This is a genomic window from Sphingomonas metalli, from assembly GCF_014641735.1.
Lineage (GTDB): Bacteria > Pseudomonadota > Alphaproteobacteria > Sphingomonadales > Sphingomonadaceae > Sphingomonas > Sphingomonas metalli.
This window is the reverse complement of the sequence record NZ_BMIH01000002.1, coordinates 857,616-882,925: the sequence shown is the minus strand read 5'-3', so window position 1 is coordinate 882,925 and position 25,310 is coordinate 857,616. Positions and strand designations below refer to the sequence as shown.

Here is a 25,310-nt window from a genome sequence, read left to right as displayed (position 1 = left end):
AAGCGCGATCGATTCCGAGAACGTCCCCTCGTCTCGTTGGCCGTTCCTTGGTGGGACGAGCGATAAGACCTCGGATACCGATCGGATGTCGACCGCCTGTTTGATGATAGCGGCCGCTGCAGCTCTCAAGGGCCTGCTTGGATCGTTTCAATTGTACGATGGGCTCACGGCACGACATGACGTTGCCCTGATGATGTGACGATGCGATAGCTCTCCCCGGGTGTTCGCCGCCATATTCGGAGGTGGGCAGGTTCTTACGCTGGTCGGGCCGCCAGCGTCCGAATTCTCACGTCCGGATACCCTGTTGATGAGCCATGCCCAATCGCACCCCAGTGCGATCCGCCGTTTTCTCGAAGCACAGTCATCAGCCGGACTGGTTCTCATGGCCGCCGCGGTGGTTGCGCTCATCATCGCCAACTCGCCTCTCGGACCGGGTTATGCAGCGATGCTGCACGCCTATGTCGGGCCGCTGTCGCTCGAACACTGGATCAATGACGGTCTGATGGCGGTGTTCTTCCTGCTCGTCGGGCTGGAGATCAAGCGCGAGGTAGTAGACGGCCAGCTCTCGACATGGCCGCGGCGCGTCCTGCCGGGCATCGCAGCCGCCGGCGGCATGATCGTGCCCGCTCTTATCTATCTCGCATTCAATGCCGGACCGACCGCGGCCGGATGGGCGATCCCCGCGGCGACCGATATCGCCTTCGCGCTGGGCGTCATCGCACTGCTCGGTAATCGCGTGCCTGCATCGTTGCGCGTGTTTCTCGCGGCGCTGGCGATCATCGACGATCTCGGCGCGGTGCTCATCATCGCGCTGTTCTACACGGCCGACCTCTCGTTGCCTGCACTAGCGGGGGCGGGAGCGGCGCTCGCGGTTTTGATCGGGTTCAACCTGTTCAAGGTACGACGCCTGTCGCCCTATCTTCTCGTGGGCATCGTTCTTTGGGTACTGGTTCTGCGCTCGGGCATCCACGCGACGCTCGCCGGTGTCATGCTGGCCTTCACCATACCGATGGAGCGCACTCCCGGTCGATCCGACCATGCCTGCGTCAGCCCGCTGCATCGACTGGAACATGCCCTGCATCTGCCGGTGAGCTTTCTGATCGTTCCCGTCTTCGGGCTGGCGAATGCCGCGGTGCCGGTGCTGGGGCTCCCGCCGAGCGCGCTGGTCGCGCCCGTCACGCTCGGCGTCGCGGCAGGATTGCTGCTCGGCAAGGTCGGAGGCGTCTTCGGCTTTGCGTCGATCGCGGTCAGGCTGGGGCTGGCCGACAGGCCCGCACATGCGGGGCGGCTTCAGATGCTCGGGGTAGCGCTCCTGTGCGGCATCGGGTTCACGATGAGCATCTTCATCACGCTGCTCGCCTTTCCGAGCAGTCCCCTCCTCCAGGCGGAGGCCAAGATCGGTGTTCTTGCCGGCTCGCTGATTTCCGGTCTGCTCGGCTATTTCACACTGCGATGGGCCAAGCGTGATTCCGGGGGCAACGTCAGGTGAGCGCCAGTTTCCCGGCTGCGATCAGAAGGACAGCGCCGAGCGCCTGAAGCAGGCGCCGGGAATCGAGCTTCGACACACCGAGCCGGGTGCCGATCAGCGCGCCGAGAAAGACGGCCACGACAAAGATCGGCAACTCGCGCGGCAACCGGCCGACCGACGTGAGGTTGTCAAGCAACCCGGCGATCGAGACGCACAGGATGAAGGCGGCCGACAGTCCCGACGTGCGGCGCGGCGTCTCCCAGCCCAGGAGCAGCACGAGCGGACTGAGGAATATGCCGCCCCCTGTCCCGGTCAGCCCAGACAGCGCGCCGATGCCCGCTCCGGAGAGGATCGCGATTCCATGGCGAGGCGGCACCGGTTCCGGCGCTTCATGCTTCGACGGCCACAACAGGCGGATCGCGGCAAGCAGCAGCACGGCCGCGACGATCGGGCGGTAGATGTACCCCGGCAGATGGACTTGCCCTGCCAGATAGGCGGCCGGGATCGCGCCGATCACGAACGGCAGCAGCAGCCTTGCATTGAATTGCCCGGCGCGCACGAAGCGCCAGGTCGTGAAACTTGCGACGAGAATGTTGAGGATCAGCGCGGTCGGGCGCATCGTCTCGGCGGGCAGCGAGAACAGCGCCATGATCGCCAGATAGGCCGATGCGCCGGCATGGCCGACCGAGGTGTAGAGTGCCGCACCCGCCATCATCAGAAGGGCGAGCAGCAGTACGGTGGAGGCATCCATCGCACGGACTTTCGGATAAGCAGTGACGGGATACGGCTATTGCGCCGATCCCCTATTGTCAGCCCATGACGATCATCTGCACCGCGATCAGTGCGAGCAGGACCATCACGAATTGGCGAAAGCGGTCGACGGGCAGTCGCTTGATAAGCGAGCGCCCGGCCCAGGTGCCGGCGATCATCGCGAGGCCCATCGCAATCGCAAGGGGCCAGAAAGCCGGTCCAAGATCGATCGTCGCGCCATAAACGATGGTCTTGGCACCGTGCATGGCAATGGCCGCAGTCGCATCGCTCGCAACATAGGCGAGCGGGGGCAGGCCGAGGCTGAGGAAGACCGCGGCGCCGAGCGGTCCGGCACTGCCCACAAGGCCGGATAGCAGGCCGGTAATGCCACCCCCGACGACCAGAACCCGGCGCGATGGCTTGAACGCGATCATACCCGTCGCCTTGAGAACGACGAGCAACAGGATCGCTCCACCGACCAGGCGAGTGACGAGGCTGGTCGGAAGTGATGCGAAGGACAATGCCCCCAGCATCGACAGCGGAATGGCCGCCGCGAGAAACAGCAAGATCGGGCGCCAGCGTATCTGCTGCCAGTTCATGACGGCACGGGCACCGTTACCGATGATCTGGACGATCGTCAGCAGCGGCACTGCTTCGGTCACGCCGACGACTTGGTTGAGGAGCGGCAGGAGCAACAATGCGCCTCCGAAGCCCGCAGACCCCGAGATTGCGGCTGCAAAGAACGCACCCAGGACGAGTAGCAAATAGTCAGTCATGCGGCGCCCGGCCTGCCGGCGCGAGCGCCGGGCATGGTCAGTCGTTGTCCTCGCGCTCGCGCGAGATGATCTTGTAGTCCGCTGACAGCTTCAGATCGTACACGCCGTCCTTGCAACGGGCGTTGTCCACCTCGAATCCACCGTCGTCACGCTCGACCTTCGTCGGATTGGTGCAGCCAGCGGCGCGGATTGCCTTCATCACCGATGCGCGCTGCGCCTTGGTGGGCATGTCATTATCGGCAAAAGCAGGCGTCGCCAACGCGATCGCGACCGTTGCCGCAAGCAGCATCTTCATGAAAATTCTCCCGTTGCAGTTCCGGGCAAACGTCATTCTTTCGAGAGCGTTCCTGATCGATATCAGTATCGGTCAACACCGTGCGTTGGTGCAGCTGTTCGCATCATCCCCAGCGCCGCGCGGCGAGAAGGGCGATTGCCAGGACCGTCAACGACAGCACGATGCTGGCAGCGGCATAAGCAATGGCAGAGCCGATCTCGCCGCGTTCCCATAACGTCACGATATCCAGCGAGAAGGTCGACCATGTCGTAAAGCCGCCGATCAGTCCGGTCGTCACGAACAGCCGCAGTTCGGGATCGTTGATGCTCCTTGCCGCGAACAGGCCGATCATCAGGCCCATCAACGCCGAGCCGACGACGTTGATGACGAGCGTACCCCAGGGAAAGTTCGCACCCGTGAAACGCAGGGCAAGCAGACCAACCCCGTGGCGCAGCATTCCGCCGATGCCCGAGCCAAGGAACACGACCAGGAAACCTGTCCAAAGAGGCATTGTCATTCCGTTGCTTGCAGAGTGGCAAAGAAGCCGACGGAAGGCAGCGCGTCGGTCAGCCCGAGGCGAGCAACCCGGCGACCACGAAGCCGAAGACGATCCGATACCACCCGAACGGCTCGAAACCGTGCCGACCGACGTAGCGGACGAGCCATCTTACGACCGCCATCGCGACGACGAACGACACCACCAGCCCGACACCGATCGCCATCACGTCATCGACCCCGATGATGTCGCGGTTCTTATAGAGATCGAGCGTAGCGGCGCCGAACATGGTCGGGATCGCCAGGAAGAACGAGAATTCCGTGGCCGCTCGACGCTCGACACCCAACGCAACGCCGCCCATGATGGTCGCGCCGGAGCGAGACACGCCGGGGATGAGCGAGAGAAGCTGGCAAAGCCCGATCCCGAGCGCGAGCGATGGCGACAGGTGTTCGACGTCGCCGGCAACGACCGCACGGCGCTTGGCCCACCGTTCGATCACGAGGATCGCAATCCCGCCTGCAACAAGGCTGACGACCACGACATAGGGCGAAAACAGCACCTGTTTGATGAAGTCGTGTGCCAGTCCGCCGACGATGACGGACGGAATGAAGGCGATGAGGACGTTGCGCGAAAAGCGTCGTGCGCCGGCATCGCCCTTCAATCCGGTCACCACCAACCACAGCTTTGCGCGATAGAGCCAGCAGACTGCCAGAATCGCGCCGACTTGGATGACGACATCGACGATGCCCGCTTGCCGTCCCTCATAGCCGATCAGACGCTCGGTGAGGATGAGGTGGCCCGTCGAGGAGACGGGAATGAACTCGGTCAGGCCCTCGACAATGCCGAGGACGACGGGTGCGACCAATGCGGTAGGATCGATCATGCCCGCCTCTCGACGTAACGGGCAAACGGAGCCGCCATGCGGGCACGATCGCCCAGCTCCGCCTCGATCGCGATGAGGCGGTTATATTTGGCAAGCCGCTCGCCGCGACACGGGGCGCCCGACTTAATCTGGCCTGCACCCATCGCGACCGCAAAGTCGGCGATGAAGTCGTCTGCGGTTTCACCGGAGCGATGCGACACCATCGTCCCCCATCCCGCTTGCTGGCAGATGCGGACGGCCTCGATCGTCTCCGTCACCGTTCCGATCTGGTTCGGCTTGATGAGGGCGGCATTGGCAGCGTGTCGGGCGATGCCTTCACGGATGATGCGGGGGTTGGTGACGAACAGGTCGTCCCCGACGATCTGTATCCGATCGCCCTGGTCGGCGGTCTGATCGATGAACCCGGCCCAGTCTTCCTCGCCAAAGCCGTCTTCGATCGAGACGATCGGATAGGCATCGATCCAGCGCCCGTAGAGTGCGAGCAGTGCCGCCCGATCGAGCCGTCGGGTGCGCGACCGCGACAGGTGATAGCTCTCACCCTCGGCAAAGGACGATGCGGCGGGATCGAGCGCAATCGCGATATCGACCCCGGGGCGATACCCTGCACGTTCGATGGCTGCGACGATCAGCTCGCAGGCGGCCTCGTTGCTGTCGAGCCGAGGCGCGAAGCCACCCTCGTCACCCACCGAGGTCGCAAGCCCGCGGTCGTGCAACAGGCTACGCAGGGCGGCATAGGTTTCCGCACCGTAGCGCACGGCTTCCGCGAAACCCGGCGCACCGTGCGGCACGATCATGAATTCCTGGAAGTCCAGGCTGCTGTCGGCATGTTTGCCGCCGTTCAGGACGTTCATGCAGGGCACCGGCAGGAGATAGTCATCGGCGTCGTTCAGGCTCCGGTAGAGTGGTCGCCCTTGTGCCAGCGCGGAGGCGCGCGCGACGGCAATGGAAACGCCCAGGATGGCGTTGCCACCGAGCCGGCCCTTGGTGTCGGTGCCGTCGAGTGCGATCATCACATGATCGATGTCGGATTGCGCGCGGGCATCCAACCCCATGAGTGCATCTGCAATCTCGCCTTCGACATGAGCGGCAGCGCGCCGCACGCCCTTGCCGCCGTAACGGTTACGGTCGTCGTCGCGAAGTTCGACGGCTTCGTGCAGGCCGGTCGAAGCCCCGGACGGGACCGAGGCGGTTGCCGAGTTTCCGTCCGTCAGCGTCACCGTGACGGACAGGGTCGGATTGCCCCGGGAATCCAGGATTTCCAGGGCTTGGAGACGGGCGATCTGGCTGTCGATGGACATGGGAAATTTCCTGTCAGGAGATGATCGCGCGATCGAGGATCGCGGTCGTTGCGGCGAATTCGTAGAGGATGGCACCGGCGGTCGGGATGTCGAACGTCTCGACCCCGACCGCATCGATGCCGTCGAGCGCCATGGCGAGTGCGCGCAGGCTGTTGCCGTGCGCCACGACCAGCGTGGCGCCGCCTTGCATAATGGCAGGCAGCATGACGTGGATGTGGTAGGCGAGCACGCGCGCTGCCGTATCGCGCAGGCTCTCCCCGTCGGGCGGTGCATCGGCATAGGAGCGGCGCCAGCGCAGCACCTGTTCGACGCCGTACCGATCTGCGGCTTCCGCCTTGTTCAGCCCTGTCAGCGCGCCGTAATCGCGTTCGTTGAGAGCCAGGTTTGCGATGACGGGAACGTCCTGACTGCCGGTCACGGCCGTGACGATGGCAGTGGTGTCGGCGCACCTGCGTAGCGTCGACCGGAAGATGCGGGCGGGCCGAATGCCGCGGTCCAGCAACTGACGGGCAACGGCGTCGGCCTGTCCGCGCCCGTTTGCCGTCAATGCGGGATCGGCCGATCCGGTAAAGCGATTGGCGGCGTTGGCTTCGCTTTCTCCATGTCGAAGCAGGATCAGGCGCGCATGGGCAGCTCCGTTCATCGTTCAATGGGCCATCAGCAACGGGATTTCGGCTGCGGCGAGCAGATGCCGCGTGGTGCCGCCCATGAACCATTCGACGAGCTGGTTGTGCCGGTAGGCGCCGGTCACCAGTAGATCGGCTCCGACAGCCTTGGCTTCCGCGACGAGCTGCGCACCCAGATTGTCACCCTGTCGGGGGACGACATGAAGTTCGTGCGTCACGCACAGTTCGTCGAGCAGCGCCTCGAGCTTCAGCGCCGGATCGCCATCCTCGCCGATGCGGATCGCGGTGACCCGGCTTGCCACCCGCAACCATGGTGCCGCCTCCCTGATCGCATGGCGGGCCGTATCGCTGTCGCTGAGACCGACAGCCATATGGCTGAATGCGGTGACGGCACCGGGCTGCCAGTGCGGTGGTACGATCAGGACCGGTTTGTCGGTGGAAAAGAGGGCTGCGTGAATGGCATCGCCACTGTCCATGCTCTGTTCGCGCGCGACCACGATCAGCGCATCGACGTTCGCGGCCTCGCTCGTAACGACGGCTTCTTCCGTGCCGACGACCGACCGCCAGAATACCCGTGGCGTGTCCTCGCCTGCCCCGGCGTTCCACGCGACGAAGGCGGCATGGGCCGCATCGGCACGCTCCTGCGCGGTCCCTTCATCACGTTCGCGCATGCGCTGGAACTGGATTTCCTCATCGCTGGAGGCGTGAATCCTATCGGGATCGACGACGACGTTGAGTGCTTCGATCGAAGCGTCGCCCAATGCTTTTGCGGCAAGAACCGCCGCATCCAGACAGGCAGGCGCGCTGTCCGCGCCCACGATGACAGCAAGCAGCTTCATGACATGATCTCCTGTGGCGAGGGATGAACGACTTTTGGATCAGCTATGCGCCCGGCCCGCGTCCGTGTGCCCAGCAGATAGTTGCGGAGCCACGGGTCCTGGCTGTGCTCCAGCTCACGGACGGGGGCGACGGCAAGGATCGTGCGATCCGACAGAACCGCGACACGGTCGCAGATGGTGTAGAGGGTATCGAGGTCGTGGGTCACGACCACCACGCTCAGGCCTAGTTCGCTTGCCAGACCACCGATCAGGGCATCGATCTGTGCTGCCATGATCGGATCGAGACCGGCAGTCGGTTCGTCGAGGAGGATGAGATCCGGGTCGCGCACGATCGCCCGCGCCACCCCCACACGCTTTTGCAACCCGCCGGAAAGCTCGGACGGGAACTTCCACAGCGCATCCTCGGGAAGTCCCGATGCGAGCGCCTTCATTCTTGCGACCGACAGGATCAGCTCTTCCGGCAAACCGTGATGTTCGCGCAGCGGCATCGCGATGTTGTCCAGAACGCTGAAATCGGAAAACAGTGCGTTGGCTTGAAAGAGCACGCCCCAGCGCTGTTTGATCGCGGCCAGCGTCCGGTCGTCAGCCTGGTACAGATCGTCTCCGAACAGCCTGACGGTGCCCGCTTTCGGTGGCAGCAGGCCGATAATGCATCGAAGCAGAACCGATTTTCCCGATCCCGACGCGCCGACCAAGCCAAGAACCTCGCCACGCTTCATGACGAGGTCCACACCGTCGTGGATGATCCGGCCGCTCAGTTCGGTCACAACGCCCTCAAGAATGAGCGGAGAGGCATCGTCATGCGTGTTCGTCATGACCGGCCCACCCACCAACCGAACAGGCCGGTGACCGTCAGGAGGACGACCGTCGCCACCGCCCCGCTTCGCAGGGCCTCACGGGCTGCCCGCCCCTTGGGAAGCCGGTGCTGGCTATATTCGGCGTAAGTGATGATGCCGGCGCTGATCCCGCCCAGCGGTGCGAAGATGCCCCCTATCGCCCATGCGAGGAGGGCAGTCCGGTTCATGCCAGATTCCATCCGCGAATGACCCGCTCGGCATCATTGTGCTCGTAACCGAGAATGCTGATGCTGGCGGTGTCGAGGATGAAGAGCGCACCGGCCGCGGCGGGAAGCCCCAGCCAGCGCGCAGCCAGCACCCGCAGGATATGGGCGCTGGAAAAGATCAGGATGTCGGACGTGGAGGCCCGCAGGCGTTCGACGACGCGATCCGCCCGCGCCGTGATGTCGTCAGGTGTTTCACCTTGCGGGCAGCCATCGCGAAACAGCATCCAATCCGGGCGATCGGCCAGAATCTCTTTCGTGGTTCGACCTTCGTAGGCACCGTAATCCCACTCCGCGAGGTCATCGACGATTGCGATCTTCCGGGAGAAGCCTGCCAGTTCGCCGGTTCGACGCGCGCGCTGCGACGGGCTGGACCATATTTGCGAAAAGGGACGTGCCGGCAGGCGCTCGCTCAGGCGTTGGGCAGCTTCCTCCCCGCCCTTCGTCAAGGGAATGTCGCTTCGACCCGTATGCTGACGTGTCAGGCTCCAGGCCGTCTCACCATGACGGACAAGCCAGAATTGCGGCAGCCCCGTCATCGACGCGCTCCCCGGCCAGCGGCTTCAGGTGCTGCCACATCAGCCAGGCCGAGAGTGCGGCCCGCAAAACCCCCGGCGTCGAGATAACGAATGCCTGCCGCCTCCTGATAGCGCAGCAGGGTGACGAGACCATTCCCGGCGGCAGCGGATCGCTGCTCGCCCCGGACATAGGGGGTCATCCGCCCCCCGGGCATCGCTTCGCTCAATACCCGGCCGGTCAGCGCACCATGCGGCGTCGGGGAGAGGCGTAGCAAGGCCATCATCGTGTGTCCGATATCCGCGTTGCTGACCGGTGCCGGATCGACGAAACGCCGTTTGAAATCGGGGCCGATCGCCGCTGTGAAGTTGAGGGTGTCGCCGCGGCCGAAGCTGCCGTGCATGCCCTGGCCTTGCTGCAGCGTCGTATCCGCCACCTCCACCTGACAGTTCGTCGGTATTGCGCAGCCGGTCGTTGCCGAGCGGAAGATGACGACGATCGACGGTACGGGGGGCAGCGCTGCCCCTTTGAGGTTGATCGACGATAATGGCAGCGTGCCGGCGATCGAGCCGAGCCGATCATCGACGAAGATTCCGCTGATATAATCCTGGTCAAGCAGCGCGGTGACGATACGGCGCGCGAGCGTCGGATCGCGTCCAGGCAGGTACAACAGGTCCGACCCGCCATTGGCGGCAACCACGATGTCGGGATGAGAGGGATCGGCCCCCAGCAGTGCGTTGCCGCGACTGGGATGAGCACCCGTTGTCACCGGCGCGTTGCCGGCCTCGGGATCGAATGCCGGCATATTCAGCGCCGACGCCAGATCAAGCGCGAGAAAGCCGGGCGGGAGGAAGCCTTCAGGAACATCGGCATACCGCGTCCGTGCTGCACGGCTCGTGTCGCTTTGCTTCGAGATCGTGGAAAAGCCGTGGTCCGACGTGACGATGATATCGGTCGTCCGATCTAGGCCAAGCCGCTTGAGCGCCGTTCGCAGCTTTGCGAGATCTCCATCCGCGTTGCGGATCGCAGCAAAGGTCGTCGGACCATTAATTCCGGGCGTCAGGCGGTTGAGACTGTCGCCCTGATTGTGCTGGGTCCCATCGGGATCGCGTGACCAGAAGACCATCGCGAAAGGCCGGTGACGTGCCTTGAATGACGGCAGCGCCACGCGGGTGGCGACATCGATGAAATAGTCCTGCTGCGCACGATTGGCCTCGCGCGTGCCGGGTGTGCGAGCGTCCCCCGAACGGCCGTTGGCACCCCTGTCCGGTGCGACGAGCGGCAGCCCCGCCCTGGTCATTCCTGTGACAGTGTCGGGCGAAAGCGCGATGCCGCCCGGCCGTCCGGTGGAGTCGTCGACGATGATCGTCGTCATACCGTCGCGAGCGAGGTGATCCTGGATAAGCGCTGGGCCGAGCTTGCCGATCGCAGCGGTGCCGTATCCCGCTTTGCGTGCGGCTTCGAGAACAGTCGTTTCGTTGAGGTAATTGCCGCCGAAGTGCGTATCGACCTCGCCGAGCACGGCATCGTTTTCGAGGAACGGGGTGACGCTGCCCGCCGCGCTTGCGATCGGGGCGGCCGTCCAGATCGTGTTGCTGAAATCGCCGGTATCGCCAAGCTGATGGCCGGTCGCGAGACTGGAGGCATTGGCGGTCGTGAACGTCGGGAATACCGAATGGCTGTTGGGAAAGTAGGTCCCGGCATCCCGTAGCCGGACCAGTTCAGGCGCGGTTTGAGGGGTGACGATCTTGCCTCTCAACCCGTCGATGACGACCAGAATGACGTTGTGCGGAGTGCGGGCGCGCTTTGCGGTGCGAGCTTCGAGTGCCGGTGTAGCGGCAATGGCGACGGCAGCGGCGACGATCGGGAGATAGCGCATCGTTGGTTTCCGTTCGAAAGGCATCAGGCAAGCGCGACGAGCACGGCGCCGGCACCGATCAAACCGATGCCGAACCAGCCCCGCAGGGAGAGGTGTTCACCAAGAAGCGTCACGCCGATGACGGCGACAAAAACGACGCTCAGCTTGTCGATGGGAGCGACCCGCGCTGCGTCGCCGATCTTCAGGGCGCGGAAATAGCAGAGCCATGACGCGCCGGTCGCCAGGCCGGACAGCCCGAGAAACAGCCAGGTACGTGGCGCGATGGTCCCGAGGGGCTGAAATTTGCCGGTAAGCGCGAGCAGGGCGGTCAGCACCACGACAATCACGAGCGTGCGGAAAAGGGTCGCCAGGTCGGAGTTGATTCCTTCGACCCCGATCTTGGCGAAGATCGCGGTCAGCGCGGCAAATCCGGCGGAACCCAGCGCCCAGACGAGCCACGAGGAGGAGCTGACGCTTCCCACTCTCACGCCTGCCCCGTTTCATCGGCCAGCTCGGCGGGCACCGCATCTTCATGCCGGACGCCGCCCGGACCGATGCTCCAATGCTCCAGATGCTTGTAGACGATCACTTTGCCCGCGAGCAGATCGCCATGCCCCTCGCAGAAGCGTTCGAGTTCGCCGCGCTGGCCGATCAGCTCGACACACATGGTCAGGTGCGGATCGGAAATCTCGGAGCCATTTTCCCGAATCGGGCCATGATTGCTGTAGCCGTAATGGGTGTGATGGGCGACGGCGTTCATAATGCCGTCGCGCTTCGCCTGCGCGACCAGCTCGCGGTACAGCGGTTTGCGCGACCAGAAGCTACGCGCGCCCGCAGCCTTGTCGGACGGCTTCATGTAGATGCGGATCATCCCGATCTCGCTGGGCGTGACCTTGTGGGGCATCAGTTATGCTCCTTGACGGTGTTGGAAGGACGCCGGCTACGGCGGGATGCGCGGGCGTCGCGCAGCGTTAAGGTGCCGGTATGAGCGCGGGCGGGACGCTTGGGCACGGCGATCCGCTGCGACAGGTAAATGCCGTTATGGCCCGAGCAGATGTAGGCGACGAAACAGGCCACCGCGATCGGCACGGCATGGGTGGCGCCGAACAGCTCGATCCCCATGATCGTACAGGCCAGCGGCGTGTTGGCCGCCCCGGCGAACACGGCGACGAAACCGAGCGCTGCGAACAGGTCGAGCGGTGCACCGAGCAGCCACCCCAGCGCGTTGCCGAGCGCGGCACCGATGAAGAACAGCGGCGTCACCTCGCCGCCCTTGAAGCCTGCGCTCAGCGTCACGACGGTGAACAGCATCTTGAGCGCCCAACTCCACCGATCGACCGGGCCGCTGAAGAAGCCCGCGATCGTAGGATCACCGGGGATGGCGGACCATACGCCCAGACCCAGATAGGCGCGGGTGCCGACGATCCAGACGAGCGCGATGACCAGGACGCCGCCCAGAGCGGCACGGGCCGGTCCGTAAGGTATGCGGCGCTTGAGGAAGCCGCCGAATGCGTGGTTCGCTTCGGCGAAGACGAGGCCGGCGAACCCGAAGGCGACGCCCGCGATCGTCGCCTTGAGGAGCATCAGCGGCTCGACCAGCAGCGCGCCCGTGGCGGGGGCGGCATAGGCGATGTGATAAGGCGTGTGGTGGATGCCCCAGGCATGACACGTCCAGTCCCCGACCAGCGCGGCGAGCAAGCACGGAATGATCCCGCCATATTCGACGCGGCCAAGCGCCAGCACTTCAAGAGCAAACACCGCGCCTGCCAAGGGCGTGCCGAACACCGCGCCGAAGCCCGCCGCGACGCCGGCCATCAGCAGGATGCGAATACCGGATGCATCGAGACGGAACAGGCCGGCGATGGCACTGGCGAGACTGCCGCCGAGCTGCACGGCGGTTCCCTCGCGTCCCGCCGAGCCGCCGAACAGATGCGTCGCGATCGTGCCAAGGAACACCAGCGGTGCCATGCGGAGCGGTACGCCACCCCCGGGCTCATGGATCTGCTCGACAATCAGATTGTTGCCGGCTTCGACCGAGCGCCCGGTGTGATGATAGAGAAACGCGACGGCTGCCCCGCCCACGGGCAGGAGATACAGCAGCCACGGATGATCGAAGCGGGCCTGTGTAGCGGCATCGAGGCTCCATAGGAAAGCCGCGCACAACGTCCCGACCAGCGCCGCCATCGGCAGCAGGATCAGCGTCCAGCGAACCACCGACATGGCATGGTCGTGCCGGTCGCAAAAGAACGCCGCCACGTTGAACTCATGGTACAGATTGCGAAACGTCGCGCGCACGATTCCTCCTTTGCTGCCTTGCGGCGCCAAGTAGGAATCATCGGCCCTTGCTAGGGCGGTTCGGTCAGACGACCCGGCGGAAATCCATCGCCTTGAAGAGATATATGTCGCTGCAATGCAGCAACGTCAATTCCCGAAATACCATCCTTGCGGGGAAGCCTTGGCCATGTCGTTGGTCGTTTCCCAACCGGGAACGCCGATCAAGCTCTGGCTCGCTCAGTTTGGCGCGTGATCGTCCAATGCTCCAGTTAGTTGTAGACGATCACCTTGTCGCCGAGCAGATCGCCATGACGGCGACAGAAAAGGTCGAGCTGATCGCGATCGCCGACCAGTTCGACACAGATCGTCAGATGCGGATCGGCAATTTCCGAGCCGTTCTCCCGGATCGGTTCGTGATTGCTGAAGCCGTAATGGGTATTTTGCGCGACGGCGTTGATGATGCCGTCCGCCTTCGCGGTGCGAATCAGCTCGCGATAGAGCGGCTTTGCCCCCCAGAAGCGACGCGGGCCGATCTTGTCGGACGGTTTCAGATAGATGCGCAGCATCCCGACTTCGCGGTGATGGACGGTGAAACGATTGGGCATGACGGGCTTTCGACAGGAAACAGGATCAGGCGCGCGTGCGCCGGCGAGAAGCGCGGTGCGTGCGGGCATCGCGCAGGGTCGCGTCGGGTGTGAGGTGTGCGGCAGGTACCTTTGGCACAGCGACGCGCTGCGACAGGTAGATGCCGTTGTGGCCTGAGCAGAGGTAGGCGACGAAGCACGCGACTGCGATCGGCACCGTATAGGCCGCGCCGAACAACTCGATCCCCATGAACGTGCAAGCCAGCGGTGTGTTGGCCGCGCCCGCGAACAGCGCGACGAAGCCGATCGTTGCGAATAGCCCCGACGGTACTCCGAACATCGGCGCGAGCGCATTGCCGAGCGCCGCGCCGATAAAGAACAGCGGCGTGACCTCGCCCCCCTTGAAGCCCGCGCTCAGGGTCACGACGGTAAAGAGCAGCTTCAGCGCCCAGCTCCACGAGTGCGTATCGGGACCAAAGAAGCTGGCGATGGTCAGGCTGTCCGGTGTCGCGGCGAGCGTACCCAGGCCAAGATAGTCGCGGGTTCCGAGCAGCCAGACCAGCGCAATCACGGCCAGCCCGCCGATAACGGGTCGTAGTGGGCCATAGGGGATCACGCGCTTCAACCATCCGCCCAGCGCGTGATTGGCCTCGGCAAAGGTCAGCCCGGTCAGACCGAAGGCAATGCCGGCGACACCGGCCTTGGCGACGAGCAGCGCGTCGACCGGCACCAGCGCATCGACATGGTAGACGCCGTGATGAATGCCCCAGGCAAGACAGGTCCAGTCACCGACCAGCGCCGCGACCAGGCATGGCACCAGCGCGCGATACTCGACCCGACCGATCGCCAGCACCTCCAGTGCAAAGACCGCGCCCGCAATCGGCGTCCCGAAGACCGCGCCGAACCCAGCCGCGATCCCGGTCATAAGGAGGGTGCGTGTCGCTTCCGCATCCAATCTGAGCGCGCGTCCAAACCCGCTGGCAAGACTGCCGCCCAACTGCACGGCGGTGCCTTCACGTCCCGCCGATCCCCCGAACAGATGTGTCACGACCGTGCCGAAGAAGATGAGCGGAGCCATGCGCAGCGGCACGCCGCCCCCCGGTTCGTGGATTTGCTCGACGATGAGGTTGTTGCCGCCTTCGACCGAGCGCCCTGTCAGATGGTAGAGCAGTCCGACCACGAACCCGCCGATCGGCAGCAGGTAGAGCAGCCAGGGAAAGGCGAAGCGAAGCCGGGTTACGGCGTCGAGGCTCCGCAGGAAGGCCGCGCAGAGCGTTCCCACCGCTGCGGCCATCGGGACCAGGATCAAAGCCAACCGCAGTACCGACGTGGCATGGGTGCGGCGATCGCGAATGAACGCTGCCATGTTGAACTGGTCATAGAGATTGCGAAATGTCGCGCGCACGATTCCTCCTTGCTGCCTTGCGGCGCCTGGTAGGAATCATCGGCCCTTGCGAGGGCGGTTCGACCGAATGGCCCGGCGGAAATCCATCGCCGTGCCTGCGCATATGCTGTCCGACCGCGACCCGGTCAACCAACCGCAGAAGCATGAGACTATCGTTTTGGTGAGGACCGATAAAATGGCTTTGGCCACGGAATAAACCCCGACGAGCATCGTCTACGCTTTCGAGACCGATGCGCTGGAGGCTTATGCGTAGACGAGATTGGATGCTGGGTCTGACGGCCTCGGCCCTACTTACCGGCGCAGTCGCGGCCGCCCCCGCCGATGGCTACGCTACCATGATGTCTGTCGCGATGGACCGGATGATGGCGGGCATGATGGTCAAGCCGTCCGGTGACGTCGACCGCGACTTCGTGGCGATGATGCTTCCGCATCATCAGGGTGCCATCGATATGGCGGTGGCGGAGCTGCGCTACGGCCATAACGAGCAGCTCAAGCGCATCGCGCAGGAAATTATCATCGATCAGCAGCAGGAGATCGCCGCCATGAAGCTGGCGATCGGTCAGCCGCTACCCCCTTCGACGCCAGCCCCGACGCAGGGCGGTGACCACCACAGCCATATGGAGCACTGACATGATCCGGACCATCCTGCGCTCGGCCGCCTTGCTGATAAGCGCCGCACCGGGCATCGCCATGGCCCAGCAGGCGCCGTGGAACGCCAGGGACGTGCCTGTCAGCCACCGCGACCGCGTCTATGCATCCGAACAATTCTCCAACACGGTGTCGGTGACCGACCCGGCCGACAACCGGCTGCTCGGCGTCATCAAGCTTGGCGATCCGCAGCCGATGAATTTTTCACCGCTCTACAAGGGGCAGGTGCTGGTTCACGGACTCGGCTTCTCGCCGGACGGGAAGACCCTCGCGGTCGTGTCGATCGCATCGAACGCCGTGTCGTGGATCGACACCGCCACCAACACCGTCAAGCATACGACTTATGTCGGGCGCAGTCCGCACGAGGCGTTCTTTACACCGAACGGCAAGGAAGTCTGGGTCACCGTCCGCGGCGAGGACTATATCGCCGTGCTCGACCCTACGACGTACAAGGAAACCGGGCGCATCAAGACGCCCGGTGGTCCGGGTATGACGATCTTCTCGCCCGATGGCCGATACGGCTATGTCTGTTCGTCGTTCAATCCGGTGCTGGCCGTGTTCGATGTCGCAACCCACGCGCAGGTCGGACAGGTGGCACAGCCGAGCCCATTCTGTCCCAACATCGCCGCGACGCCGGACGGCAAGCAGGTGTGGTTCACGCTGAAGGACATCGGCAAGACGGTCGCATTCGATGCCAGGCCACCCTTCGCAATCCTCAAGGTGCTGGATACCGGGCCGATCACCAATCACGTCAACTTCGCCCGCACGGTCAGGGGACAGTTCGCGTACGTCACGGTAGGCGGGGAAAACGCGGTGAAGGTGTTCCGCACGTCCGATTTCGCGCCCGTCGCCACCATCCCGGTCGGCAAGATGCCGCACGGCGTCTGGCCATCGGGCGACGGCCGGCGCATCTATGTCGGGCTGGAGAATGCCGATGAACTCGCCGCAATCGACACCACAGGCAACAAGGTGGTCGCCACCGTGCCGGTCGGACAGGCACCGCAGGCGATCGCCTATGTGCCGAACGCTGTCCCGACAGGCCCCGGCACCGACAATCTCCAACCGCTCGGTACGGCCGGCAAGGCGGTGCATCTGACCATGGGGCCGGTTGGCGGCAATGGTGCGGCAAGCAGCATCACCCTCTTCGACCAGGGCATCATCCAGGTCGTGCAAAGTGCCGTTACCGGTTTGCAGCCCAAAAAGCCTTACATGCTCGTGCTGACCGCCAACGCGGACGGCAGCGGTGCGGTAGAGCCGCTTGCGAACTTCATGAGCAACCCGGCAGGTGCGGCGATCGTCAACGCATCGGGGCCGATCCGGCAGATCGTTCAGGGCAGCACCGCGGCGCCCCGGCGCTTTCTGGCTGTCGCGGAGGTGGTGAACGGCGCGCCGGGTCGCATCGTGCAGGTGCAGCGCGACTGAGATGGACCCGCTTGCCGCCGCGATCGAACCCCTGATCCCCGGCCTGCGCCGCTATGCCCGATCGTGGTTGCGCGATCGGGCGATGGCGGATGACGTGGTGCAGGATTGCCTCGAGCGCGCAGTCGGGCGCTGGCGACAGCGACGCGGCGTGGAGGTGCGCCCGTGGGTCTATACGATCCTGCACAACCTGTTGGTCGACCATCAGCGGCAGCATAACCGGCGAGGCACGGCGGTTCCGCTCCACCTCGTGGACGACGCTGCGCTCGGCCGCCCGGCCGATCAGGATACAGGCCTGCACCACCGCGACCTGCTGCACGCGCTTGATGCGTTGCCTGAGGAACAGCGAACGGTGCTGCTCCTCGTCTCGGTTGAGGGGCTGCCCTATGCGGAGGTCGCTGCCGTCGTCGGGGTGCCGCTGGGCACGGTGATGTCGCGCATATCGCGGGGGCGCGACCGTCTGGCGACGCTCCTCCGGGAGGGTGAACGGCCGCGATTGAGGAGCGTGCAATGACCAGCCCGATCGGCGAGGACGATCTGGCCGCGTGGATCGATGGCAGGCTGTCGCCCGAGCGGCAGCGCCTGGTCGACGCTTACCTTGAAGGCCAGCCGGACGTGCATGCCCGTTTGCGAGAGCAGGCGGAGCAGGCGCGAGCCCTTGCATCCCTGTTCGCCCCCGTCGCGGATGAACCGATCCCGGCGACGATGCGCGTCGCAGCCATCAGGGGACGGCAACGGCAACCGCGTTGGCAGCTCGCCATCGCCGCGTCACTTCTGCTGGCGTTGGGGTTTGGCGGTGGCTGGTCGAGCGCGCGGTGGAGCGGCGAACCCCGCGCGGGCATCGCGGCGCTGGCCAACGAGGCGAGTGATAATTTCCGTGTCTATGCCGCCGACCGGATACGACCGGCGGAGATCGGCCCCGACCAGCGCGCCATGCTGATCCGATGGACGTCCGCTCGATTGGGTGAGCGCGTGACCATCCCGGACCTCAGCACGGCCGGCTATCGCTATGGCGGGGGGCGACTGGTCGCGACGCCCCACGGCCCTGCGGCACTGCTCCTCTACGACGGACCGCAAGCGTCGAAACTTGCGGTGCTGACGAGGCCCATGCAGATCGACAAGACCGCGAGCATGACCAGCACGTCCAGCGGGACCATGGGCCGGGTCACATGGGCGGTCGACGGGATCGGCTATAGTGTGGTGGGCGAGCGACCCGCGGCCGAACTGCATCCGATCGCCGATGAAGTCCGGCGTCAGGCAGATGCCGCGCTTGTGTCCTGATAGCGCCTTGCCGCCTCCCGGCGCCGACGGGCACCGGGCGGTCCAGCGCGATCACGGCTTGCGCTCGACATCCTTCCTGTCGGTCTCGGCCGGCGTCAGACGGGCTCGCTCGCGGATGCGGCGTTCCAGCGGCGCGCCGACGAACAGGACGAGCATTGCAAGGCTCACCCCGCCGATGATGAGCGGCCACACCGCCAACCCTGCTGCCGCGCCGATCGTGGCTGTCACCCAGATGCACGCGGCGGTCGCCAATCCATGCACTTCCTGACCCTGGCCGACCCGCAGCACCGCACCGGCACCGATGAAGCCGACGCCGGACAGAATGCCCTGCATCGCCCGTCCTGCGGCATCGGCGTTCACGTTCGGCAAGCCACTATGCACGATCGCCTGAACGGCGATGCAACTCGCCAGACCGACCAGACCCAGCGTCCGCAGGCCCATGATCTGCCGGTTCTCACGCGAGCGTTCCCAGCCGAGCACCATCCCGGCCGCGGTCGCCACCACCAGCCGGCCAATCGCATCGATCCAGAAAGCGACGTCCGGTGCCGCTGATGCTTCGATCATTCGACCAGCACGTGAACGTGATGCCAGGCGGTGCACAGATAGCCGGCGAAATTCCACATCGTATCCGGCCGCTCGGGCTGTCCCTGCCCGGTCTCGTCGAAGGCACGGGCGACAAGGTGCTGGCGTCCCTTGGCAAGTGTGGCGTCAAGGATCCAGCGCCGCCAGCCCCAGCGCGTCTCCGGATCATCGGCGAAGGTCGCCTGTTGCCAGTCGCGACCGCCGTTCACCGACACTTCGATCCGAGAAATACGGCGGTCATAGGCAATGGCATATCCCTCAATCCGCACCTCTCCGGCGGCCAAACTCTCGCCCGCACCGGGCGAGCAGATCGCGGCGTTGAGCGGCATGGCATTGATCGTCAGACCCTGGCTCCAGTCGACGGTGTCGCTCGTCACAGCGGCGGGGAAGAGCTTGTAGTCGTGCGCCTGGATCGGTGCCTCGGAGGGCGTTTCACGCACCTCGATCCGTGTCAGCCATTTGGCGCTGCGGACCCCGGCATAGCCAGGCACCACCATGCGGAGCGGGGCGCCATGTTCGGGCGTCAGCGGCTCGCCATTCATCGCCCAGGCGAGGAGTACGTCGGGCTCCCGCGCCTTGCTCATGGCGATCGATACCCCGAACAAGGCTTCTTCACCCTCCACGTCCACCTCGTCCGCGCCGGTGAACGCCACGAACAGCTCGGACGCATCCGGCGCGCCGACCGCATCGAGCACATCGGCCAAGCGTACGCCGGTCCACTCCGCATTGCCGATCGCGCCTACGTCCCACGGATCGCCGGAGGTGTTGGCGACCTGCTGGAGATCGGTACGCCGGTTGCCGGCGCACTGGAGAACCGCCGTTACCGTGCGCGTGGCAAACGTGCTCTTCAGTTCCTGCACCGAGAAGAAGCGGCTCGCCATGCCCCTCCCGCTCACCTCGATCCGATGATTGGCGGGCAGATCCGGCACCGGCCCGTGGCTGCGCACGTAGAACAGCGCCTGCGGCGTCAGAAACCGCTCGATCAACGCACCGGGCGTCGGCTCGGCATTGTAGGGATCAGAACTGCGCTCGATCATATCGGTCATGGACGATCAAACGTCGCGGGCACGCGTAACGCTTCAAGTCTTCGAGACCATCGCAGACGAAAGGCTGCCGACCATTCCGATATCCAGATTGGAATGACCATATCAAACGGTTGGTCGTATCGATCTAAGTACGCGATATATGCTGCATGACTTTGGAGCAGCTCAGAATATTCGTCGGTGTCGCGGAGCGCGAACACGTCACCAAGGCAGCGGAGGCGCTGAACGTCACGCAGTCTGCTGCCTCCGGGGCGGTTGCGGCCCTCGAAGCGCGCTACGGCGTTCCGCTGTTCCACCGCGTCGGGCGTGGCATCCAGCTTACCGAGGCAGGCCGCGGCTTTCTGGAGGAAGCGCGCGCGGTGCTGGGGCGGGCAGCGCATGCCGAGACGATGCTCGCGGACTATGCCGGGCTCGCGCGTGGTTCGTTGCGGATCGTCGCCAGCCAGACGATCGCGAGCTATTGGTTGCCGGCAAAGCTCGCCGCCTTCCACGAACGCCACCCACAGATCGCGGTCGAGCTGGCGATCGACAACACCGAAGGCGCGGCAGCGCAGGTGTTGAGCGGCGCGGCGGAACTCGGCTTTGTCGAGGGCGAGGTGGACGAACCGGCGCTTGCCCACTGGAATGTCGGGCATGACCCAATGGTGCTGGTCGGCCGCGAGGAAGCCGAACGCATCGACGAGGCCTGGCTGCGCACTACACGCTGGATCGTCCGTGAGCAGGGATCGGGTACGCGCTCGACTTTCGAGGACGTGCTGCGAACGCGCGGGTTTGATCCGGCCCAGCTGACGATAGCGATGACGCTGCCGTCCAACGAGGCGGTGCGCACCGCCGTTGAGGCCGGTGCCGGCGTTGCCGTCTTGTCGCGATTGGTCGTCGCGCGCGCGCTCAAGGCTGGCGATCTCGTCGAGCTGCCGCTCGGGCTGCCCGACCGCGCCTTTCACGCGCTGCGCCACAAGGAACGCTATCGCACCCGCGCGGCCGACGCGCTGACGGATCTCATCAAGGAGCAGGTCGCATGACTGCCGACACGCACTCCGTTCTCAGCGGCCTCAAGCCGCTCAGCCGGCTCGATCACCCCCGCGAGATGATCCGCCAGTTCACGCCCAACTGGTTCGCCGCGACGATGGGCACGGGCATCCTTGCCCTCGCGCTGCCGCAGGTGCCCGGCATCGGGCCTTCGCTTAAACCTGTCGGCGAGGTGTTGTGGTTCTTCAATATCGCGCTCTTCGCGCTGTTCGCCGGCCTCTATGGCGCGCGCTGGGTGATGTTCGGGCACGAGGCGCGGCGCATCTTCGGGCACAACACCGTGTCGATGTTCATCGGGACCATTCCGATGGGGCTGGCGACGATCATCAACGGCTGTCTCGCCTTCGGCATCGCGCGGTTCGGAAATGGCATCGTGCCGGTCGCGCATATCCTGTGGTGGATCGACGTCGCCATGTCGCTCGCCTGCGGCGTGCTGATCCCCTACCTGATGTTTACCCGCCACGAGCACAGCCTGGACGGCATGACCGCCGTATGGCTGCTGCCGGTCGTCGCTGCCGAAGTGGCGGGCGCCAGCGGCGGGCTGCTCGCGCCGCATCTAACCGATCCCCACGCGCAGATAGTGACGCTCGCGACCTCCTATGTGCTGTGGGCCTATTCGGTGCCGGTCGCGTTTGGCATCCTCGCCATCCTCATCCTGCGCATGGCACTCCACAAGTTGCCGCATGAAAGCATGGCGGCATCTTCCTGGCTGGCGCTGGGGCCGATCGGCACGGGTGCTCTGGGCATGCTGGTGCTCGGCGCGGATGCGCCGGCGATCCTCACCGCGCACGGGCTAGCCGGCGTCGGCACCGTCGCGCAGGGGATCGGCGTTGTCGCCGGGCTCTGCCTTTGGGGTTTCGGCCTGTGGTGGCTGGCGCTCGCGACGCTTATCACCATCCGCTACTGGCGCGCGGGCGTGCCGTTCAACCTCGGCTGGTGGGGCTACACCTTCCCGCTCGGCGTCTACACCGTCGCCACCTTCCGCCTCGGCACGACGCTGAACCTTATGTTTTTCGGTATCGTCGGCACGGTGCTGACGGTTGCGCTCGCGGCGATGTGGCTGCTGGTCGGTGCCAAGACGCTAGCCGGTGCATGGCGGGGCAACCTGTTCGTCTCGCCCTGCATCGCCACCCCGAACTGATCCGCCATGATGATCGGATCAGTCGGTCCGATCACTTGCAGAATGCCCCTTCGATCCGCCAGCGTGACTGGCCACAGGAGAGCCTTGTCATGGACAATTTCGACGCCGGGCTGGCGAGTGAGACCAGCCGTCGCCGCTTCCTCAGCCATGCCGCGCTCGGCACCGCCGGCCTTGCCGCCGCGCCGGCACTGGCGCAGCAGCTCGTCGACCTGAAGCTGCCCGGCGGCAATGCCGAGCGGCCGATGACCAGCGCCTTTCCCGGCAAGGGCAGCATGATCCTCCAGCGCGTCCATCCACCCTTGCTGGAGACGCCGATGGAGGTCTTCGACAAGTCGGTGTTCACGCCCAACGACCAGTTCTTCGTCCGCTGGCACTGGGCCGACATACCGACCTCGATCGACGTCGAAAGTTTCCGCCTCAACGTCTTCGGCCACGTCAATCGGCCGCTGTCGATCAGCCTCGCTCAGCTGCTGCGCCTTCCACGGGTCGAGATGGCGGCGGTGAACCAGTGCTCGGGCAACAGCCGCGGGCTGTTCCAGCCGCGCGTCGCCGGCGCGCAATGGGGCAATGGCGCGATGGGCAACGCCAAGTGGCTCGGCGTTCGCCTGCGCGACGTGCTCGACCTCGCCGGGGTCAAGGCAGGCGCGGTGCAGGTGCGCTTCGGCGCTCTCGATCAGCCGGTCGTGGCGGGCGCTCCTGACTTCGAGAAGGCACTCGACATCGACCATGCCCGCGACGGCGAGGTCATGATCGCCTTCGGCATGAACGGCGAGCAACTGCCGCTCCTCAACGGCTTTCCCTGCCGGCTGATCGTGCCGGGCTGGTACTCGACCTATTGGGTCAAGATGCTGAACGCGATCGAGGTACTGCCCGGCCCTGACGACCAGTATTGGATGGCCAAGGCCTACAAGATCCCCGCGACACCCGGCGCGAATGTCGCGCCCGGTGCCAAGGACTTCCCGACCGTACCGATCAATCGCATGATCCCGCGTAGCTGGATGACCAGCCTGCCCGATGGTCAGGCGATCGCCTATGAAGCGTCGATCCCGGTCGGCGGCATCGCAATGGGCGGCGATTGCGGCGTCGCCAAGGTCGATGTGTCGTCGGACGGTGGCCGCACCTGGTACAGGACGACGCTCGGAGCGGACGAGGGCAGGTACAGCTTCCGGCGCTGGGACGGGCGGGTGCCGCTGAGACGCGGGCCTAACCCCATCATGGTGCGCTGCTGGAACACCAACGGTGTCGCTCAGCCGATGAAGCCGATCTGGAATCCCGGCGGGTTCATGCGCGGCAACATTGAAACCACCACCATCATCGCGGCCTGAGGAGCGAGCAAATCATGAAGACTCCGTCTCCCGGCATGATGGCTGCTGGCCTGATCGGCCTGACCGGCATCATCCTCGTCTCGATCGGCGCGCCGAGCAGCCGCAAGGCGCCCGTTCCGATCTCCGAGATGTCTGAGCCGGCACCGGCCGCCAGCGTGTCAGCGCGCGGCTTCTCGCTTGCCTCGACCAGCGTCGACCTGCCGGCCGACGACGCGACCTACCCCGACGGTCCGCACGCCGACGTCATCAATGCCAATTGCACCTCGTGCCACTCAGCCAGCATGGCGCTGACCCAGCCTGCGCTATCGGCGGATCAGTGGAAGGCGACCGTCACCAAGATGCGTGAGGTGTATAAGGCGCCAGTGGCCGAGAAGGACGTCGATGCGATCGTTGCTTATCTCACCGCTATGCCGAGCCAGAAGGTGGCACCCGCGACCGGCAAGGCGCAGGACCCGGACCCCAAAGTGGCTCCTGATGTCTCAGGTGGAACCGGCTAACCGATCTACTTCCATAATCCCGAAATACCATCCCAATCGGGACGGTGTCGGAGCCGTCCGGTTGTGACGCAACCTCTTCGACGTCGGCCTTCCGCGGGTCTCGAGGTGTCACAAACCCGCGTCATGATGGCTGCTGGCGGCGGTTCATCCACAGCAGCAGCCAAAAGCCACGACCCACCTTTTCAGAAACGAACGGCCAGCGAGACCCTGGGCAGAAAACCAACTGGGCCTCGCGCCCGATGCTGTCGCAGCGGGTCCAAGGGCGAGAGCCGCCATGTCATCGCATCAGCGGGGGCAGCGCTGCGCTGCTTGGGGGGCTCCACGCTGCCCCCGCTGCCACGAGCGAGTGTCGTTTCTATCTAGCGGAGAATGTGTCTTTTCTAACTGGCAGCAACAGAGCGTAACGGCTTTTGATGTGTCTTACGCCGCCCCGATCGCGGCCGGCGCTTCGATCAGCCAGCGGCCGACGATCCGCTCGAAGTCGACATACGGGATCCGATTCGGATCGAACTCTAGCTCGGCCGCCAGATCGGGCAAGTCGGCTAGAAACGCCTCATAGACGCGCTGCACGCGGTCGGCGCTGGGCAGCTCGCGGCGTGACACGTTGGCGAGCCAATCACGCGCCTCGCGGAGCGCACGACCCGGGTCGCCGCCATGCTCATGGATGTCCATACCGGCCAGATCTGAGATGAAACGCTGGTAGCGGAACTGCTCCACGTCGAGGATCAGGACACGCTTGGCCTTCTGATGTTTGCCGCCGTAGCGCTTGGCGCCAAGGAACAGCCCGAGTTCCAACGGCATGTTGAAGCGCGGCAGGTTGTTGACCGCGTCCAGCTCGGTGCGTGACAGGTCATGGATGCCGTAGCGGCACTGCTCGATCAGCGCGAAGATCTTGTCGATCCGGGTTTGGCCACCGTCATCCAGCTCGCGCGCCGAGCGCGGGCGAAAGCCGCAGACGAGGATCGCAAAGATCAGTGCCCGGAACGTCGGCGCGAAGGCATCGTCGAACGGGCAATTAATGAAGACGTCGTCCGTCGACGTCTGGACAGCCGGCAAGCTACTTCTTCTTGGCCAGAACGCTCTTCACTGCCGCGGCGATACGCTGGTCGGAGACGGTCGCCTTCTTGGTCGCCACAGGCGCCAGAACGTAACGGCCCGTCGCTGCGCTGCGCCCGAGCACGCCCGGCTTGCTGCTCTTAGTGGTGATCGTATCGGACCGGGTCGCCATGACAGTGATA

At 64.9% G+C, this 25,310-nt stretch carries 30 protein-coding genes and 2 riboswitches; of the genes, 9 read left to right on the top strand and 21 right to left on the bottom strand.

What is annotated here, in order from left to right; all coding sequences use genetic code 11:
- Positions 1-307 precede the first annotated feature (307 nt).
- Complete coding sequence (gene nhaA, locus IEX18_RS10200; protein ID WP_043060751.1) at positions 308-1,489, top strand: Na+/H+ antiporter NhaA; 1,182 nt, start codon at positions 308-310, stop codon at positions 1,487-1,489.
- Here the strand turns inward: nhaA and IEX18_RS10195 are convergent.
- The 17 genes from IEX18_RS10195 to IEX18_RS10115 form a co-directional block, all read right to left on the bottom strand.
- Positions 1,482-2,219 (bottom strand): sulfite exporter TauE/SafE family protein, encoded by a 738-nt coding sequence (locus IEX18_RS10195; protein WP_061780584.1) that lies wholly within the window; start codon positions 2,217-2,219, stop codon positions 1,482-1,484. The genes nhaA and IEX18_RS10195 overlap by 8 nt on opposite strands.
- Positions 2,220-2,277: 58 nt before the next feature.
- Positions 2,278-2,994: a sulfite exporter TauE/SafE family protein gene (locus IEX18_RS10190; RefSeq protein WP_188658599.1), complete on the bottom strand. Its 717-nt coding sequence runs from the start codon at positions 2,992-2,994 to the stop codon at positions 2,278-2,280.
- A 37-nt stretch (positions 2,995-3,031) separates the two neighbouring features.
- Complete coding sequence (locus IEX18_RS10185) at positions 3,032-3,289, bottom strand: PepSY domain-containing protein (RefSeq protein ID WP_052814241.1); 258 nt, start codon at positions 3,287-3,289, stop codon at positions 3,032-3,034.
- A 103-nt stretch (positions 3,290-3,392) separates the two neighbouring features.
- The gene (gene crcB, locus IEX18_RS10180) at positions 3,393-3,779 is read right to left on the bottom strand and encodes a fluoride efflux transporter CrcB (RefSeq protein WP_061780585.1); all 387 of its coding nucleotides are present in this window, start codon (positions 3,777-3,779) and stop codon (positions 3,393-3,395) included.
- A 55-nt stretch (positions 3,780-3,834) separates the two neighbouring features.
- A complete protein-coding gene (locus tag IEX18_RS10175; protein ID WP_188658598.1) occupies positions 3,835-4,647 on the bottom strand; it encodes an undecaprenyl-diphosphate phosphatase in 813 nt (270 codons plus the stop codon).
- Positions 4,644-5,945, bottom strand: coding sequence for a phosphopyruvate hydratase (gene eno / locus IEX18_RS10170; RefSeq protein WP_229664495.1), 1,302 nt, complete (start codon positions 5,943-5,945; stop codon positions 4,644-4,646). Before eno ends, IEX18_RS10175 begins: the two co-directional genes overlap by 4 nt.
- 13 nt (positions 5,946-5,958) lie before the next feature.
- The gene (locus tag IEX18_RS10165; RefSeq protein WP_076718498.1) at positions 5,959-6,588 is read right to left on the bottom strand and encodes a 2,3-bisphosphoglycerate-dependent phosphoglycerate mutase; all 630 of its coding nucleotides are present in this window, start codon (positions 6,586-6,588) and stop codon (positions 5,959-5,961) included.
- Positions 6,589-6,591: 3 nt separating this feature from the next.
- Positions 6,592-7,410, bottom strand: coding sequence for a universal stress protein (locus IEX18_RS10160; protein ID WP_229664494.1), 819 nt, complete (start codon positions 7,408-7,410; stop codon positions 6,592-6,594).
- Positions 7,407-8,225, bottom strand: a complete 819-nt coding sequence (locus tag IEX18_RS10155; RefSeq protein ID WP_043060746.1) for an ABC transporter ATP-binding protein — start codon at positions 8,223-8,225, stop codon at positions 7,407-7,409. Before IEX18_RS10155 ends, IEX18_RS10160 begins: the two co-directional genes overlap by 4 nt.
- A complete protein-coding gene (locus tag IEX18_RS10150; protein WP_043060745.1) occupies positions 8,222-8,434 on the bottom strand; it encodes a hypothetical protein in 213 nt (70 codons plus the stop codon). The genes IEX18_RS10155 and IEX18_RS10150 overlap by 4 nt, the downstream gene beginning before the upstream one ends.
- Positions 8,431-9,009 (bottom strand): histidine phosphatase family protein, encoded by a 579-nt coding sequence (locus IEX18_RS10145; RefSeq protein WP_150426783.1) that lies wholly within the window; start codon positions 9,007-9,009, stop codon positions 8,431-8,433. Before IEX18_RS10145 ends, IEX18_RS10150 begins: the two co-directional genes overlap by 4 nt.
- Positions 9,006-10,865, bottom strand: coding sequence for an alkaline phosphatase family protein (locus tag IEX18_RS10140; RefSeq protein ID WP_061780587.1), 1,860 nt, complete (start codon positions 10,863-10,865; stop codon positions 9,006-9,008). Before IEX18_RS10140 ends, IEX18_RS10145 begins: the two co-directional genes overlap by 4 nt.
- A 23-nt stretch (positions 10,866-10,888) precedes the next feature.
- Positions 10,889-11,326 carry an EamA family transporter gene (locus tag IEX18_RS10135; protein WP_043060744.1) on the bottom strand — a complete coding sequence of 146 codons (438 nt, stop codon included), beginning with the start codon at positions 11,324-11,326 and terminating at the stop codon, positions 10,889-10,891.
- A 2-nt stretch (positions 11,327-11,328) separates the two neighbouring features.
- Complete coding sequence (locus IEX18_RS10130) at positions 11,329-11,715, bottom strand: DUF190 domain-containing protein (protein ID WP_229664493.1); 387 nt, start codon at positions 11,713-11,715, stop codon at positions 11,329-11,331.
- 32 nt (positions 11,716-11,747) lie between these two features.
- Positions 11,748-13,139, bottom strand: a complete 1,392-nt coding sequence (locus IEX18_RS10125; protein WP_043060742.1) for a voltage-gated chloride channel family protein — start codon at positions 13,137-13,139, stop codon at positions 11,748-11,750.
- A gap of 24 nt (positions 13,140-13,163) precedes the next feature.
- Positions 13,164-13,240, bottom strand: a riboswitch (Fluoride riboswitch).
- 147 nt (positions 13,241-13,387) lie between these two features.
- On the bottom strand, positions 13,388-13,723 hold the full coding sequence (locus IEX18_RS10120) for a DUF190 domain-containing protein (RefSeq protein ID WP_188658597.1): 336 nt from the start codon (positions 13,721-13,723) through the stop codon (positions 13,388-13,390).
- A gap of 25 nt (positions 13,724-13,748) precedes the next feature.
- Positions 13,749-15,107 carry a voltage-gated chloride channel family protein gene (locus tag IEX18_RS10115; protein WP_188658596.1) on the bottom strand — a complete coding sequence of 453 codons (1,359 nt, stop codon included), beginning with the start codon at positions 15,105-15,107 and terminating at the stop codon, positions 13,749-13,751.
- A 23-nt stretch (positions 15,108-15,130) separates the two neighbouring features.
- Positions 15,131-15,207: riboswitch (Fluoride riboswitch) on the bottom strand.
- Between the two features lie 163 nt (positions 15,208-15,370).
- Between IEX18_RS10115 and IEX18_RS10110 the strand changes: the two genes are divergently transcribed.
- The 4 genes from IEX18_RS10110 to IEX18_RS10095 are packed head-to-tail and all read left to right on the top strand — an operon-like array spanning position 15,371 to position 18,455.
- Entirely contained in the window at positions 15,371-15,736 is a 366-nt protein-coding gene (locus IEX18_RS10110) for a DUF305 domain-containing protein (RefSeq protein WP_206434961.1), read from the top strand.
- A 1-nt stretch (position 15,737) separates the two neighbouring features.
- Positions 15,738-17,177: a YncE family protein gene (locus tag IEX18_RS10105; RefSeq protein WP_063690139.1), complete on the top strand. Its 1,440-nt coding sequence runs from the start codon at positions 15,738-15,740 to the stop codon at positions 17,175-17,177.
- Position 17,178: 1 nt separating this feature from the next.
- The gene (locus tag IEX18_RS10100; protein ID WP_188658595.1) at positions 17,179-17,688 is read left to right on the top strand and encodes an RNA polymerase sigma factor; all 510 of its coding nucleotides are present in this window, start codon (positions 17,179-17,181) and stop codon (positions 17,686-17,688) included.
- Positions 17,685-18,455 (top strand): anti-sigma factor family protein, encoded by a 771-nt coding sequence (locus IEX18_RS10095; RefSeq protein ID WP_188658594.1) that lies wholly within the window; start codon positions 17,685-17,687, stop codon positions 18,453-18,455. The genes IEX18_RS10100 and IEX18_RS10095 overlap by 4 nt, the downstream gene beginning before the upstream one ends.
- Before the next feature lie 51 nt (positions 18,456-18,506).
- Here the strand turns inward: IEX18_RS10095 and IEX18_RS10090 are convergent, their stop codons facing one another.
- Both IEX18_RS10090 and IEX18_RS10085 read right to left on the bottom strand, forming a co-directional pair.
- Entirely contained in the window at positions 18,507-18,959 is a 453-nt protein-coding gene (locus IEX18_RS10090) for an MgtC/SapB family protein (RefSeq protein WP_229664492.1), read from the bottom strand.
- A gap of 56 nt (positions 18,960-19,015) precedes the next feature.
- Positions 19,016-20,083, bottom strand: coding sequence for a molybdopterin-dependent oxidoreductase (locus IEX18_RS10085; RefSeq protein WP_007406227.1), 1,068 nt, complete (start codon positions 20,081-20,083; stop codon positions 19,016-19,018).
- Between the two features lie 146 nt (positions 20,084-20,229).
- On the opposite strand from IEX18_RS10085, the gene IEX18_RS10080 reads away from it, so the two are divergent.
- The 4 genes from IEX18_RS10080 to IEX18_RS10065 all read left to right on the top strand — a co-directional run bounded on the left by IEX18_RS10080 (position 20,230) and on the right by IEX18_RS10065 (position 24,072).
- On the top strand, positions 20,230-21,102 hold the full coding sequence (locus IEX18_RS10080) for a LysR family transcriptional regulator (protein WP_007406272.1): 873 nt from the start codon (positions 20,230-20,232) through the stop codon (positions 21,100-21,102).
- Entirely contained in the window at positions 21,099-22,250 is a 1,152-nt protein-coding gene (locus IEX18_RS10075) for a TDT family transporter (protein ID WP_007406242.1), read from the top strand. The genes IEX18_RS10080 and IEX18_RS10075 overlap by 4 nt, the downstream gene beginning before the upstream one ends.
- A gap of 89 nt (positions 22,251-22,339) precedes the next feature.
- A complete protein-coding gene (locus IEX18_RS10070) occupies positions 22,340-23,575 on the top strand; it encodes a molybdopterin-dependent oxidoreductase (protein ID WP_007406293.1) in 1,236 nt (411 codons plus the stop codon).
- A 35-nt stretch (positions 23,576-23,610) separates the two neighbouring features.
- The gene (locus IEX18_RS10065; RefSeq protein ID WP_229664491.1) at positions 23,611-24,072 is read left to right on the top strand and encodes a c-type cytochrome; all 462 of its coding nucleotides are present in this window, start codon (positions 23,611-23,613) and stop codon (positions 24,070-24,072) included.
- Positions 24,073-24,492: 420 nt separating this feature from the next.
- Here the strand turns inward: IEX18_RS10065 and IEX18_RS10060 are convergent, their stop codons facing one another.
- Both IEX18_RS10060 and IEX18_RS10055 read right to left on the bottom strand, forming a co-directional pair.
- Positions 24,493-25,128 (bottom strand): hypothetical protein, encoded by a 636-nt coding sequence (locus IEX18_RS10060; protein ID WP_188658593.1) that lies wholly within the window; start codon positions 25,126-25,128, stop codon positions 24,493-24,495.
- Between the two features lies 1 nt (position 25,129).
- Positions 25,130-25,300: a hypothetical protein gene (locus tag IEX18_RS10055; RefSeq protein ID WP_156021424.1), complete on the bottom strand. Its 171-nt coding sequence runs from the start codon at positions 25,298-25,300 to the stop codon at positions 25,130-25,132.
- Between the last annotated feature and the right edge of the window lie 10 nt (positions 25,301-25,310).